General features: G+C 62.2%; 11 protein-coding genes. 6 read left to right on the top strand and 5 right to left on the bottom strand.

The window, feature by feature from the left end; genetic code table 11:
• Positions 1-14: 14 nt before the first annotated feature.
• From PspS34_RS20695 to csrA, 3 genes are all read left to right on the top strand, one after another.
• Positions 15-830: an SDR family oxidoreductase gene (locus PspS34_RS20695; protein WP_008048965.1), complete on the top strand. Its 816-nt coding sequence runs from the start codon at positions 15-17 to the stop codon at positions 828-830.
• Positions 831-894: 64 nt separating this feature from the next.
• On the top strand, positions 895-1,227 hold the full coding sequence (locus tag PspS34_RS20690) for a YnfA family protein (RefSeq protein WP_154860297.1): 333 nt from the start codon (positions 895-897) through the stop codon (positions 1,225-1,227).
• Between the two features lie 154 nt (positions 1,228-1,381).
• Positions 1,382-1,567 carry a carbon storage regulator CsrA gene (csrA, locus tag PspS34_RS20685; RefSeq protein WP_154860296.1) on the top strand — a complete coding sequence of 62 codons (186 nt, stop codon included), beginning with the start codon at positions 1,382-1,384 and terminating at the stop codon, positions 1,565-1,567.
• Between the two features lie 5 nt (positions 1,568-1,572).
• On the opposite strand, the gene PspS34_RS20680 is transcribed toward csrA, so the two are convergent.
• The 5 genes from PspS34_RS20680 to mnmC all read right to left on the bottom strand — a co-directional run bounded on the left by PspS34_RS20680 (position 1,573) and on the right by mnmC (position 8,998).
• Complete coding sequence (locus PspS34_RS20680) at positions 1,573-1,800, bottom strand: YheU family protein (protein ID WP_056727184.1); 228 nt, start codon at positions 1,798-1,800, stop codon at positions 1,573-1,575.
• A gap of 208 nt (positions 1,801-2,008) precedes the next feature.
• On the bottom strand, positions 2,009-3,199 hold the full coding sequence (locus PspS34_RS20675; RefSeq protein WP_150726222.1) for an osmoprotectant NAGGN system M42 family peptidase: 1,191 nt from the start codon (positions 3,197-3,199) through the stop codon (positions 2,009-2,011).
• A 124-nt stretch (positions 3,200-3,323) separates the two neighbouring features.
• Positions 3,324-5,072 carry an N-acetylglutaminylglutamine synthetase gene (gene ngg, locus PspS34_RS20670; protein WP_154860295.1) on the bottom strand — a complete coding sequence of 583 codons (1,749 nt, stop codon included), beginning with the start codon at positions 5,070-5,072 and terminating at the stop codon, positions 3,324-3,326.
• A gap of 3 nt (positions 5,073-5,075) precedes the next feature.
• A complete protein-coding gene (locus tag PspS34_RS20665; protein ID WP_154910858.1) occupies positions 5,076-6,848 on the bottom strand; it encodes an N-acetylglutaminylglutamine amidotransferase in 1,773 nt (590 codons plus the stop codon).
• A 170-nt stretch (positions 6,849-7,018) separates the two neighbouring features.
• Positions 7,019-8,998: a bifunctional tRNA (5-methylaminomethyl-2-thiouridine)(34)-methyltransferase MnmD/FAD-dependent 5-carboxymethylaminomethyl-2-thiouridine(34) oxidoreductase MnmC gene (mnmC, locus tag PspS34_RS20660; protein ID WP_154910857.1), complete on the bottom strand. Its 1,980-nt coding sequence runs from the start codon at positions 8,996-8,998 to the stop codon at positions 7,019-7,021.
• 207 nt (positions 8,999-9,205) lie between these two features.
• Here mnmC and pap point away from each other — a divergent pair, with 207 nt between their 5' ends.
• The 3 genes from pap (at position 9,206) to PspS34_RS20645 (ending at position 13,205) form a co-directional block, all read left to right on the top strand.
• Entirely contained in the window at positions 9,206-10,726 is a 1,521-nt protein-coding gene (pap, locus tag PspS34_RS20655; RefSeq protein ID WP_154860292.1) for a polyphosphate:AMP phosphotransferase, read from the top strand.
• 102 nt (positions 10,727-10,828) lie between these two features.
• Positions 10,829-12,013, top strand: a complete 1,185-nt coding sequence (locus tag PspS34_RS20650) for a thiolase family protein (RefSeq protein ID WP_154910856.1) — start codon at positions 10,829-10,831, stop codon at positions 12,011-12,013.
• A 232-nt stretch (positions 12,014-12,245) separates the two neighbouring features.
• Entirely contained in the window at positions 12,246-13,205 is a 960-nt protein-coding gene (locus PspS34_RS20645; RefSeq protein WP_154910855.1) for a DMT family transporter, read from the top strand.
• Positions 13,206-13,319: the final 114 nt, after the last annotated feature.

Genomic DNA, 13,319 nt, shown 5'->3' with positions numbered 1-13,319 from the left:
CAAGGCTGTCTGCTATGCAAAATCGCATGATGATCACTGGTGCAGGCTCTGGCCTGGGTCGCGAAATCGCGCTGCGCTGGGCGCGTGAAGGCTGGCAACTGGCTTTGTCGGACGTCAGCGAGCCCGGCTTGCAGGAAACCCTCAAGCTGGTCCGCGAAGCGGGCGGCGACGGTTTCATCCAGCGCTGCGACGTACGCGATTACAGCCAGTTGACAGCGTTCGCCCAGGCCTGCGAGGTCAAACTCGGCGGCATCGATGTCATCGTCAATAACGCGGGTGTAGCGTCTGGCGGGTTCTTCAGTGAGTTGTCCCTGGAGGACTGGGACTGGCAGATCGCGATCAACCTGATGGGCGTGGTCAAGGGCTGCAAGGCTTTCCTGCCACTGCTGGAAAAAAGCAAAGGCAAGATCATCAACATCGCGTCCATGGCCGCGCTGATGCAAGGCCCGGCGATGAGCAACTACAACGTGGCCAAGGCGGGCGTGGTGGCGTTGTCCGAAAGCCTGCTGATCGAGCTGGCGCATCAGGAAGTCGGCGTGCATGTCGTGTGTCCGTCGTTCTTCCAGACCAACCTGCTGGACTCCTTCCGTGGCCCGACCCCGGCCATGAAAGCCCAGGTCGGCAAGTTGCTGGAAAGCTCGCCCATCAGCGCCGCCGACATCGCCGACTACATCTATCGGCAGGTCGCCGCCGGCGAGTTCATGATCCTGCCCCACGAACAGGGCCGCATGGCCTGGGCGATCAAGCAGAAGAACCCGCAATTGCTCTACAACGAAATGACCGCCATGGCCGACAAAATGCGCGCCAAGGCCAGGCAATCCGCAAGCTGATCTTGCCCGCAGGCAACGCTGTGGTTAGGGTGGCCGCCATCGGCCATCCTCGCGAGACGCTTGCATGCTCAATTACCTGTGGTTTTTCGTCGCCGCGCTGTTCGAAATTGCCGGTTGCTTTGCCTTCTGGATGTGGCTGCGCCAGGGTAAAAGCATGTGGTGGGTGGTGCCGGCGCTCCTGAGCCTGACCCTGTTCGCCTTGCTGTTGACCCGGATCGAAGCCACCTACGCCGGCCGCGCCTACGCCGCTTACGGTGGCATCTACATCGTTGCCTCAATCGGCTGGCTGGCCGTGGTCGAGCGGATTCGTCCGCTGGGTTCGGACTGGCTCGGCGTGGCGCTGTGCGTGATCGGCGCGAGCATCATCCTGTTCGGGCCGCGATTCTCCGCGTCCTGACAGATCGGCCCTACAATCAACCGGCCTGTCAGACCTTTCCGTAAGTGGTGTGCGTCAAGGGCTGTCAGTCCGGTCTGGTTTGCTGTCGGAGCATTGTAGGCGTACCGCGGGCCGGGCATCTTCAAGGGCCAGAAACCCCTGAAGGACACTCCTCATGCTCGTACTCACTCGCGTTGTGGGCGAAACCATTTCCATCGGTGACAACATTTCCGTGCGCGTTCTCGCGATCAACGGAAACAACATCCGCTTTGGCGTTGAGGCGCCTCAGGACGTCAATGTGCACCGCTGCGAAATCTACGAACGCATCCAGAACAAACTGGCGAAAACCAAGGGACGCTGAAGACTTCAGTCAAACAGGTGCTTGGGCACATCGTGCTTGAGCATCAGTTGGCACTGCTCGCTTTCCGGGTCGAAGACAATCAGTGCCTGACCCTTGGTCAACGCCTGGCGCACGCGCAGTACGCGGGTTTCCAGGGGGGTGTCGTCACCATTGTCTGTGCCGTCGCGGGTCACGAAATCCTCGATCAGGCGGGTGAGGGTGTCGACTTGAAGTTGGTCGTGGGGGATCAGCATAGGCACCTCGGTTGGATCAATGGCGCGATGCTACGGCGATTGGGCGAGGACAGCCAGCCCGGGATTTTGTGTTGTCTGACAGATTGCCTTCGCGAGCAAGCCCGCTCCCACATTCGACCGCATTTTCCTGGAGTAACCCGGTCAACTGTGGGAGCGGGCTTGCTCGCGAAGGCGTCAGATCAGACACCGAATATCTCAGTGACTCAACTCAGTTCTCCGACCGCTGCCCCACCAGGCTGTCCACCGACGGCACCCGTGTATCGCTTTCCATCTGTGTGTCATGTTCGAGCTGATGGCTGAAGCGGTCCAGTGAGCCCTTGGCCGGTTGTGCATCGCTGGCAAACACGGGCGGGCTGAGGATGTACGCACCGAGCAGGCGGCTCAGGGCGGCGAGGCTGTCGATGTGGGTGCGCTCGTAACCGTGGGTGGCATCGCAGCCGAAGGCGAGCAGGGCGGTGCGAATGTCGTGGCCGGCGGTCACCGCTGAATGGGCGTCGCTGAAGTAGTAGCGGAACAGGTCCCGGCGTGCCGGCAACTCGTTGTCGCTGGCCAGGCGCAGGAGGTGGCGCGACAGGTGATAGTCATACGGCCCGCCGGAATCCTGCATCGCGATGCTCACTGCGTGCTCGCTGGAATGTTGGCCAGGCGCGACCGGTGCGATGTCGATGCCGACGAATTCACTGACGTCCCAGGGCAGCGCAGCAGCCGCGCCGCTGCCGGTTTCTTCGGTGATGGTGAACAGCGGATGGCAGTCGATCATCAGCTCTTCACCACTGTCGACAATGGCCTTGAGCGCCGCCAGCAGTGCGGCCACCCCGGCCTTGTCGTCGAGGTGACGGGCGCTGATGTGGCCGCTTTCGGTGAACTCCGGCAGCGGGTCGAAGGCGACGAAATCGCCGACGCTGATGCCCAGCGACTCGCAGTCGGCACGGGTGGCGCAGTAGGCGTCCAGACGCAATTCGATGTGATCCCAACTGATCGGCATCTCATCCACGGCGGTATTGAATGCGTGCCCGGAAGCCATCAGCGGCAAGACGCTGCCGCGGATCACGCCATTGTCGGTAAACAGGCTGACCCGGCTGCCCTCGGCAAAGCGGCTGGACCAGCAGCCGACGGGCGCGAGGGTCAGGCGGCCGTTGTCCTTTACTGCACGCACCGCCGCGCCGATGGTGTCCAGATGGGCGGAAACGGCGCGGTCGGGGCTGTTCTTCTTGCCCTTGAGCGTGGCGCGGATGGTGCCGCGACGGGTCAGCTCGAAGGGAATGCCCAGTTCTTCAAGACGTTCGGCGACGTAGCGCACGATGGTGTCGGTGAACCCGGTGGGGCTGGGAATGGCGAGCATTTCCAGCAGCACTTTTTGCAGATAGCCGAGGTCCGGTTCGGGGATTTTGCTGGTCATGGAAACTCCTGATTGGTTATCGCCTGTACGGCCGCCTTCGCGAGCAAGCTCGCTCCTACAGTGGAACGCGATCAAAGGTGGGAGCGGGCTTGCTCGCGAAGGGGGCGGTCCAGAAAACACATCACTAAGAGACCACCGGCTGACTGTACGGAAACAACAGATCCACAAACCGCTCCGCCGTCGGCTGCGGTTCGTGATTGGCCAGCCCGGCCCGTTCGTTGGCTTCGATAAACACATAGTCCGGCTGGTCAGCGGCGGACACCATCAAGTCGAGGCCGACCATGGGAATATCCAGGGCCCGAGCCGCGCGGATGGCGGCGTCCACCAGCGTCGGGTGCAGGGTCGCCGTGACATCCTCAAGCACACCGCCGGTATGAAGATTCGCCGTGCGCCGTACGAACAGGTGCTCACCGGCCGGCAGAATGCTGTTGTAGTCGTATCCGGCGGCACGCAAGGTGCGCAGGGTTTCCTGGTCCTGCGGGATCTTGCTTTCGCCGCCCGTGGCCGCCTGTCGCCGTCGGCTCTGGGCTTCGATCAATGCACCGATGGAGTGTTGGCCGTCGCCGACCACTTCGGCTGGCCGGCGAATGGCGGCGGCGACCACTTCAAAACCGATCACCACAATGCGCAGGTCCAGGCCCTCGTGGAAACTTTCCAGCAGCACGCGGCTGTCGAAGTGGCGAGCGGCTTCTATGGCTTGCTGCACTTCCTCTATGGTGCGCAAATCCACCGCCACCCCTTGGCCCTGTTCACCATCCAGTGGCTTGACCACCACGCGCTGGTGTTCATCGAGGAAGGCCAGATTGTCATCGGCGTTACCCGCCAGTTGCTGCGCCGGCAGGTTCAACCCTGCTGCCTTGAGCACTCTGTGGGTCAGGCTTTTGTCCTGGCACAGGGTCATGCTGACGGCGCTGGTCAGGTCGCTCAGGGATTCACGGCAGCGTACCCGGCGCCCGCCATGGCTGAGGGTGAACATCCCGGCGTCGGCGTCATCGACGTGCACATCGATGCCACGACGGTGTGCTTCTTCGACAATGATCCGCGCGTAGGGGTTGAACGCGGCTTCCGGGCCGGGCCCGAGAAACAGCGGCTGATTGATGCCGTTCTTGCGCTTGATGGCGAAGGTCGTCAGGTTGCGAAAACCGAGCTTGGCGTAAAGGTTTTTCGCCTGGCGGTTGTCGTGCAGCACCGACAGGTCGAGGCAGGCGAGCCCGCGACTCATGAAGTGTTCGATCAAATGCCGCACCAGCACTTCACCGACACCCGGCCGCGCACAATGCGGGTCGACCGCCAGGCACCACAGGCTGCTGCCGTTTTCCGGGTCGTTGAAGGCCTTGTGGTGGTTGAGGCCCATGACGCTGCCGATGACCGCGCCGCTGTCCTCGTCTTCGGCCAGCCAGTACACCGGGCCGCCCAGATGGCGCGGCGTCAGCAGGGTGGCATCGATCGGCAGCATGCCGCGGGCCTGATACAGCTGATTGATTGCCTGCCAGTCGGCATCGCTTTGCGCGCGTCGAATGCGGAAACCGCGAAACACCCGGGTCGCCTGACGGTAGTCGCTGAACCACAGGCGCAAGGTATCGGACGGGTCGAGGAACAACTGCGTCGGCTCCAGCCCCAGCACTTGCTGGGGCGCGGCGACGTACAGGGCAATGTCCCGCTCGCCGGGCTGCTCGTTGAGCAACTCCCCGGCCAGGCTCGCGGCATCGGCAAAGGTGTGGCCGATCAGCAAGCGCCCCCAGCCGCAATGCACGGCAATCGGCGCCCCGCCCAGTTCACTGCCATCCTCGGCCAGACGTGCCTGCAAGCGTTCGTAGGAGGGCGACTGGCCGCGCAACAGGCGTTGGCTGAAAGCCGTGGCGTGAGGTTTCATCGGTCAGATTCCTTGTTCGCTGAGCCACAGGTTGAGGGCCGCCAGTTGCCACAGCTTCGAGCCGCGCAAAGGTGTCAATTGCCCCTGTGGATCAGTCAGTAGACGGTCGAGCATCGCGGGGTTGAACAGGCCGCGATCCTGGCTGGGGTCAAGCAGCAGCTCGCGCACCCATTCCAGCGTATCGCCCTGCAAATGCTTGAGGCCCGGCACCGGGAAGTAACCTTTCTTGCGGTCGATCACTTCACTGGGAATCACTTGTCGCGCGGCTTCTTTCAAGACTTGCTTGCCGCCGTCCGGCAGTTTGAAACGCCCCGGAATCCGTGCCGACAGCTCCACCAGGCGGTAATCGAGAAACGGCGTGCGCGCTTCCAGGCCCCAGGCCATGGTCATGTTGTCGACTCGTTTGACCGGGTCGTCCACCAGCATCACCGTGCTGTCCAGACGCAAGGCCTTGTCCACCGCCGCATCGGCACCGGGCTTGGCGAAATGCGCTTTGACGAAGTCACCGGCGGCGTCATTCGCGGTCAGCCATTTCGGTTGCACGGTGGCGGCGTAGTCGTCGTAACTGCGGTCGAAAAACGCTTCGCGGTACGCGGCATACGGATCACTCGCGCCGTCCACTTGCGGATACCAGTGGTAACCGGCGAACAGTTCATCGGCGCCCTGGCCGCTCTGGACGACCTTGCAGTGTTTGGCCACCTCTCGTGACAGCAGGTAGAAGGCGATGCAGTCATGGCTGACCATCGGCTCGCTCATGGCGCGGAACGCGGCGGGTAGTTGTTCGATGATTTCCTTTTCGTCGATGCGCAGTTGATGGTGCTGCGTGCCGTAGTGTCGGGCGATCAGGTCCGAATACTGGAACTCGTCTCCACGCTCGCCGCCGGCATCCTGGAAGCCGATGGAGAAGGTCGACAGATTGTCCACGCCGACTTCCCGCAACAGCCCCACCAGCAGGCTTGAATCGACACCGCCGGACAGCAGTACGCCGACATCCACCGCCGCACGCTGACGAATCGCTACCGCTTCGCGAGTGCTGTCGAGCACACGGTCGCGCCAGTCATCGAGGGTCAGATTCGTCTCATCGGCGTGAGGGCCGTAGGGTAGGGTCCACCAGGTTTTCTGCTCGGTGCGACCATCGGCTTCGATGCGCATCCAGGTGGCCGGCGGCAGTTTTTCAATGCCCGCCAGCAAAGTGCGCGGTGCCGGGACCACGGAGTGGAAGTTCAGATAGTGATTGAGCGCCACGGGATCGAGGAGCGGGTTGATGTCGCCGCCCTTGAGCAATGCCGGCAGCGCCGAGGCGAAGCGCAGGCGCTGACCGGTGCGCGACAGGTACAGCGGTTTCACGCCGAGACGGTCGCGGGCGATGAACAGGCATTGGGCATCGCGCTCCCAAACGGCAAAGGCAAACATGCCGTTGAGTTTCGGCAGCAAGGCTTCGCCCCAGGCGTGATAACCCTTGAGCAACACTTCGGTGTCGCCACCGGAATAGAAGGCGTAACCCAGGCTTTCAAGTTCCGCGCGCAGTTCCGGAAAGTTGTAGATCGCCCCGTTGAAGGCCAGGGACAAGCCCAGTTGCGGGTCGATCATCGGCTGCGCCGAGCCGTCCGACAGGTCCATGATCTTCAGGCGCCGATGGCCCAGTGCTACCGGCCCCTGGCTATGAAATCCCCAGGCGTCGGGGCCGCGGGGGGCCAGGTGATGGGTGATTCGTTCAATGGCTGCAAGGTCTGCAGGTTGATGATCAAAACGTAACTCGCCAGCTAATCCGCACATAAATTCCTTACCGGTTTTTCCGTTGGGGAGGGTCGATCGATACCGCGCCGAAACGGCGGGTACTCAGAAAGTGACCCTCCTCGGTAAGGGGAGTTTTAGATCGATGAGTTATATGCGGGCCAGACCACGGCCGAATCGCCCCGTGAGGGCGACTTCGGCTGCTGTATCGACTACTTGCCCCGGATCAGGCGTCGCAGGGCAAATCGGTTGGGGTGACAGGCTTCGGCCACGCTTCTGGGCAACGGCAGGGGTTCGTTGTCCAGCCAGGCTGCCAGCAGTTCTGCGGACAGCGGCGCAGTGATCAGGCCGCGCGAGCCGTGACCGCTGTTGACGTACAAACCGTCAAGCCATGGGCATTCGACGTCCGGCACCTGCCGGGCATCCTTGCCCAGCGCCGCATACGCCTGAGTGAACGCCTGGGTGTCGGCCAAGGGGCCGACGATTGGCAAGTAGTCGGGGCTGGTGCAGCGAAAAGCGGCGCGCCCCTGGAGACTTTCAGGCGCAAGTTTATCGGCCTGTAAACGCTCGACCAGATCGTGGGAAATCTCTTCGAGCATGGCCAGGTTGCCCAGGTGTTCTGCCGTGGTCGGTGTCAGGTCATCGCTCTTGAAATCGAAACTGGCCCCCAGGGTGTGTTCGCCCAAACGGGCGGGGGCGACATAGCCTTCGGCACACACCACGGTGCTCAGGGCCTGGCTTTGCGGAGTTTGCGCCAAGCGGGTGATTTGCCCGCGAATGCGCTTGAGCGGCAGCTCGGCGCTCTCGGGGAAGCGCTGGATTTCGGCGGCCCCGGCGAGCACCACCACGGGAGCATCGGCAAGCAATCGCTCGCCGTCCCAGGCTTGCCAACGGCCTTCAACCTTGCGCAGTTCCAGCGCATCGTGATGGGTGAGCAATTGAATCAGTGGATGCGCAGCCTGCCACTGGCACAGCGCCGGTGGGTGGACCCAGCCGCCTTCGGGATAGAACAGGCCGCCGTGTTCCAGTCCGATACCGGCCACGGCCTGTGCCTCGGATTGATCCAGCAGGTGCAGCAAGTCCGCTGGAAACGCCGCGGCCAATTGCGCCTGGCGTTCGGCTTCCTTGGCATTGAAGGCCAGTTGCAGCACGCCGCAATCGTCCCAGTCGCGGCCCCGTTGCAAGTGTTCGAGCAGGCGTCGGGTGTAGCCGAATCCACTGACGATCATTTGCGACAGCGCCGTGCCATGGGCGGATAACTTCAGGTAGAGCACACCCTGCGGGTTGCCCGAGGCTTCCCGGGCGATGGCGTCGTGGCGCTCCAGCAATGTCACTTGCCAGCCCCGCGCGGCGAGGCTGGCGGCGCTGGCACAACCGGCCAGGCCGGCACCGATCACCAGTGCCTGGCGCTCGCCGGTCAGCGGGGCCGGGCGGGCGAACCAGGGTTTATCCTGGGCCGGGGCCGGCGTTTCCCGGGGCCAGCCGAGGAACTCGCCGCGCAGGATCTCCCATTTGTGGCCGATGCCGGGGGTGCGTTTCATCTTGAAGCCGGCGGCGTTGAGCAGACGCCGCACCCAGCCGGTGCTGGTGAAGGTGCTGATGGATGCACCGGGAGCGGCCAGGCGAGCCAGCTCGGCAAACAGTTCGGCGGTCCACATGTCGGGGTTTTTCGCCGGGGCGAAACCGTCGAGGAACCAGGCGTCGATTCGGGCATCGAGTTGCGGCAGTTGCTCCAGTGCATCGCCGATCAGCAGCGTCAGGGTGACGCGGCCGTGGTCCAGCGTCAGGCGCTGAAAACCCTGATGGATGGCCACGTATTGCTCAAGCAGTTGATCGGCAAATACCTTGAGTTCCGGCCACAGCGCCAGGGCCCGTTGCAGGTCGGCCGGGCTCAACGGGTATTTCTCTACGCTGACAAAATGCAGCCGCGCTCCGGCCGCTGCGTGTTGCTCGAACACCTGCCAGGCGCACAAAAAATTCAGCCCGGTGCCGAACCCCGTCTCACCGATGACCAGCCGCCCACCCTTGGGCAAGGCGGCAAAGCGTTCGGCCAGTCGATTCTGCTCGATGAATACATAGCGGGTTTCATCCAGCCCTGACTTGTCGGAGAAGTACACATCGTCGAACACTCGCGAATACGGGCGACCTTGGTCGTCCCAGTCGAGCTGGGCGTGGGGCAATACAGGTTTCATGGCAGGCTCGGCAACGGCAAGGGCGCCATTCTAGCCGATCGACGGTGTGGTGCTTGATCCGTGGCAAGGTATGAACGGGCTGAAACCGGGAAAATCATCAACCTGCACAAAGCCCCCTTGCCACAGGAATCCGCAACCATCCGGAAAATCTCCACTGACCTTCAGGTCCATCCGCTAGTCTTGCTCACATCTGGAAGGGAGCCGCCCATGTTTGAATCCGCCGAAATCGATCACGCGATCGACAAAGAAACCTACGACGCCGAAATCCCGGCCCTGCGCGAAGCGTTGCTCGAAGCGCAATTCGAATTGCAGCAGCAACGCCGCTTTCCGGTGATCATTTTGATCAATGGCATCGAAGGTGCCGGCAAGGGTGAGACGATCAAGGTGCTCAACGAGTGGATGGACCCGCGCCTGATCGAGGTCCGCACGTTCGATCAGCAAACCGATGAAGAGCTGGCGCGGCCACCGGCTTGGCGGTACTGGCGGATGCTCCCGGCCAAGGGGCGCATGGGGATTTTCTTCGGCAACTGGTACAGCCAGATGCTGCAGGGGCGGGTCCATGGCGAGTTCAAGGATCCGCGTCTGGATCAGGCGATCAATGCCGCCGAGCGCCTGGAAAAGATGCTCTGCGATGAAGGTGCGCTGATCTTCAAGTTCTGGTTTCACCTTTCAAAGAAGCAAATGAAGGCTCGCCTCAAGGCACTGGCCGACGACCCGCTGCACAGCTGGCGCATCAGCCCGCTGGACTGGCAGCAGTCGCAAACCTACGACAGGTTCGTGAAGTATGGTGAACGGGCGCTGCGCCGCACCAGCCGCGTTTATGCACCCTGGCATGTGATCGCCGGGGCGGATGCCCATTATCGCAGCCTGGCCGTGGGGCGGATTCTGCTGGCGGGTCTGCAGGGCGCATTGAAGCGACCGAAGATCCATCCGGAAAAGGTTAGCGCCGCGCCAGTGTTCCCCAGTGTCGATCAAGTGAACCTGATCGACAGCCTGGACCTGACCCTGCAGTTGGACAAAGAAGATTACGAAGAACAACTGATCACCGAGCAGGCGCGGTTTTCCGGGTTGATGCGTGACAAACGCATGCGCCGCCACGCGCTGGTGGCGGTGTTCGAAGGCAACGACGCGGCCGGCAAGGGCGGGGCGATCCGCCGGGTAGCGGCAGCGCTTGATCCGCGCCAGTACAGCATCGTGCCGATTGCCGCGCCCACCGAGGAAGAACGGGCGCAACCGTATCTGTGGCGCTTCTGGCGGCACCTGCCGGCCCGGGGCAAATTCACCGTGTTCGACCGCTCCTGGTATGGCCGGGTGTTGGTGGAGCGCATCGAAGGTTTTTGCAGCCCGGCAGACTGGCTGCGTGCCTACGGTGAAATCAACGATTTCGAAGAGCAGCTCACCGACGCCGGTGTGATCGTGGTCAAGTTCTGGCTGTCCATCGACAAACAGACGCAATTGGAGCGCTTCGAAGAACGCGAAAAGATCCCCTTCAAACGCTTCAAGATCACTGAGGACGACTGGCGCAACCGTGATAAATGGGATGACTATCGCACGGCGGTCGGCGACATGGTCGACCGTACCAGCACCGAGATTGCGCCATGGACCCTGGTGGAAGCCAACGACAAACGCTGGGCGCGGGTCAAAGTCTTGCGCACCATCAACCGGGCACTGGAGGAGGCTTTCGAAAAAACCGCCCGGCATGAACGCAAGCGTAAGGACAAGGATTGAGGCCATGGTTACGCATACGCGGGGTGAATGATCGTCGCGGTCGGTGAAGAGCTGGACTTATGCTCGGTCCACTCTCAACCGATAACAACAATGAGGTATGTCATGCGTGAAGTGGTGATCGTCGACAGCGTGCGGACCGGCCTGGCCAAATCCTTTCGCGGTAAATTCAACATGACCCGCCCGGACGACATGGCGGCACACTGTGTCGATGCACTGTTGGCGCGCACCGGTATCGATCCGGCGAGCGTCGAGGACTGCATCGTTGGCGCCGGCTCCAACGAAGGCGCCCAGGGTTTCAATATCGGTCGCAATGTCGCGGTGCTCTCGCGCCTGGGCATCGGCACGGCCGGCATGACCCTCAACCGGTTCTGTTCCTCGGGCCTGCAGGCGATCGCCATTGCCGCCAACCAGATCGCTTCGGGTTGCAGCGACATCATCGTCGCCGGCGGCGTCGAGTCCATCAGCCTGACCATGAAGAGCGTCAACACCGACAACCTGATCAATCCGCTGCTCAAGGAACAGGTGCCGGGCATCTACTTCCCGATGGGCCAGACTGCTGAAATCGTCGCGCGTCGGTACAACGTCAGTCGCCAAGAGCAGGACCTGTATGCGTTGCAAAGCCAGCAGCGCACCGCAGCAGCTCAGGCCGCCGGGCTGTTCACTGATGAAATCGTGCCGATGTCGGTGAAGTATCGCGTCGAAGACAAGGCCACAGGTCAGGCACAGATCCTCGACGGCATCGTCGACCGCGATGACTGCAACCGCCCGGACACCACCCTGGAAAGCCTGGCTGGATTGAAACCGGTGTTCGCCGAAGATGGCTCGGTCACGGCGGGCAACTCTTCACAGCTGTCTGACGGCGCGTCCATGACCCTGGTGATGAGCCTGGAGAAAGCGCTGGAACTGGGGCTCAAGCCGAAAGCGTTCTTCCGCGGCTTTACCGTGGCCGGTTGCGCGCCGGACGAGATGGGCATCGGCCCGGTGTTTTCGGTACCGAAACTGCTCAAGACCAAAGGCTTGCGGATTGACGACATCGACCTGTGGGAACTCAACGAAGCGTTCGCCTCGCAGTGCCTGTACAGCCGCAATCGCCTGGAAATCGACAACGCCCGGTACAACGTCAACGGCGGCTCGATTTCCATCGGTCACCCGTTCGGCATGACCGGCTCGCGCCAGGTCGGGCATCTGGTTCGTGAATTGCAGCGACGCAATCTGCGGTACGGCATCGTCACCATGTGCGTGGGTGGCGGGATGGGGGCTACGGGGTTGTTTGAGGCGGTGAGGTAAACTCCGGTTTTTTGCGTTGTCTGCCAGATAGCTTTCGCGAGCAAGCCCGCTCCCACATTGAACGGTGTACGCGGTCAACTGTGGGAGCAGGCTTGCTCGCGAATGCAGGCGCCGCGGTCTTTCACTTTACGACCCGCACAGTTTCATTCGCGGCCAGACCGAAACTGTGCCTGTGTACGCCAAGGCTCCAGGCCTAGAATGACGACTCCTGTCAGTTGGCGTTGGGGTTCACATGCACATTTCATCGGGTCGCTGGGGTTACGGTCTGTTCCTGGCCTTGTTGACCGCGTTGTTGTGGGGAATCCTGCCGATCAAGCTCAAACAAGTGTTGCTGGTAATGGACCCGGTGACGGTGACCTGGTTTCGCCTGATGGTATCCGGCGGCTGCCTGTTCATTTACCTGGCGGCCACCAGGCGTCTGCCCAGCCGCAAGGTGCTCGGTCCTCGTGGTGGCTGGTTGGTGCTGATGGCGGTGCTCGGCCTGGTCGGTAACTATGTGTTGTATCTGATGGGCCTGAACCTGCTCAGCCCCGGTACGGCGCAACTGGTAGTGCAGATGGGACCGATCATGCTGCTGATTGCCAGTCTGTTTGTGTTCAAGGAGCGTTTCAGCCTGGGGCAGGGGATTGGCCTGCTGGTGCTGCTGATCGGCTTTGCGCTGTTTTTCAACCAGCGCTTGAGTGAGTTGCTCACGTCTCTGACCGACTACACCGCCGGTGTGCTGCTTGTGTTGCTGGCGTCCACGGTCTGGACCTTCTATGCCCTGGGGCAGAAGCAATTGCTGACGGTGTGGAATTCGCTGCAGGTGATGATGGTGATCTACCTGTTCTGCGCGGCGCTGTTGACGCCGTGGGTGCATCCGCTCGAAGCGTTGCAATTAAGCCCCTTGCAGGGTTGGCTGCTGCTGGCGTGCTGCCTCAACACCCTGATTGCCTATGGCGCGTTTGCCGAGGCCCTGGCCCATTGGGAAGCCTCCCGGGTCAGCGCGACGCTGGCCATCACGCCGTTGGTGACCTTTGCCGCGGTTGCCATGGCTGCGTGGCTGTGGCCCGACTATGTGCATGCCGAGACGATCAATGGCCTGGGATATGGCGGAGCGGTGCTGGTGGTGCTGGGGTCGGCGCTGGTGGCGTTGGGGCCTTCGTTGATTGCGGGGCTGAAGGCGCGGAAGGTGCGGATCGCAGCCAGTTAGACCGCGTTATCGTTCATCGCGGGCAAGCCACGCTCCCACAGGTTTCGAGTCGTTTATCAACTTTGTGGACGACGCAAAACCTGTGGGAGCGGGCTTGCTCGCGAAGACTGACTG

Origin of the sequence: Pseudomonas sp. S34, assembly GCF_009866745.1 — a bacterium.
GTDB lineage: Bacteria > Pseudomonadota > Gammaproteobacteria > Pseudomonadales > Pseudomonadaceae > Aquipseudomonas > Aquipseudomonas jessenii.
The sequence above is the reverse complement of the archived record's forward strand: the minus strand, read 5'-3'. Positions and strand labels throughout refer to the sequence as shown.

Excerpts from the sequence above, each read along its gene's own strand:
- PspS34_RS20650 (WP_154910856.1), top strand. The coding sequence starts at position 10,829 with ATGCGTGAAGTGGTGATCGTCGACAGCGTGCGGACCGGCCTGGCCAAA.
- ngg (WP_154860295.1), bottom strand. The coding sequence starts at position 5,072 with ATGAAACCTCACGCCACGGCTTTCAGCCAACGCCTGTTGCGCGGCCAG.
- PspS34_RS20690 (WP_154860297.1), top strand. The coding sequence starts at position 895 with ATGCTCAATTACCTGTGGTTTTTCGTCGCCGCGCTGTTCGAAATTGCC.
- PspS34_RS20675 (WP_150726222.1), bottom strand. The coding sequence starts at position 3,199 with ATGACCAGCAAAATCCCCGAACCGGACCTCGGCTATCTGCAAAAAGTG.
- PspS34_RS20645 (WP_154910855.1), top strand. The coding sequence starts at position 12,246 with ATGCACATTTCATCGGGTCGCTGGGGTTACGGTCTGTTCCTGGCCTTG.
- csrA (WP_154860296.1), top strand. The coding sequence starts at position 1,382 with ATGCTCGTACTCACTCGCGTTGTGGGCGAAACCATTTCCATCGGTGAC.
- pap (WP_154860292.1), top strand. The coding sequence starts at position 9,206 with ATGTTTGAATCCGCCGAAATCGATCACGCGATCGACAAAGAAACCTAC.
- PspS34_RS20680 (WP_056727184.1), bottom strand. The coding sequence starts at position 1,800 with ATGCTGATCCCCCACGACCAACTTCAAGTCGACACCCTCACCCGCCTG.
- mnmC (WP_154910857.1), bottom strand. The coding sequence starts at position 8,998 with ATGAAACCTGTATTGCCCCACGCCCAGCTCGACTGGGACGACCAAGGT.
- PspS34_RS20665 (WP_154910858.1), bottom strand. The coding sequence starts at position 6,848 with ATGTGCGGATTAGCTGGCGAGTTACGTTTTGATCATCAACCTGCAGAC.
- PspS34_RS20695 (WP_008048965.1), top strand. The coding sequence starts at position 15 with ATGCAAAATCGCATGATGATCACTGGTGCAGGCTCTGGCCTGGGTCGC.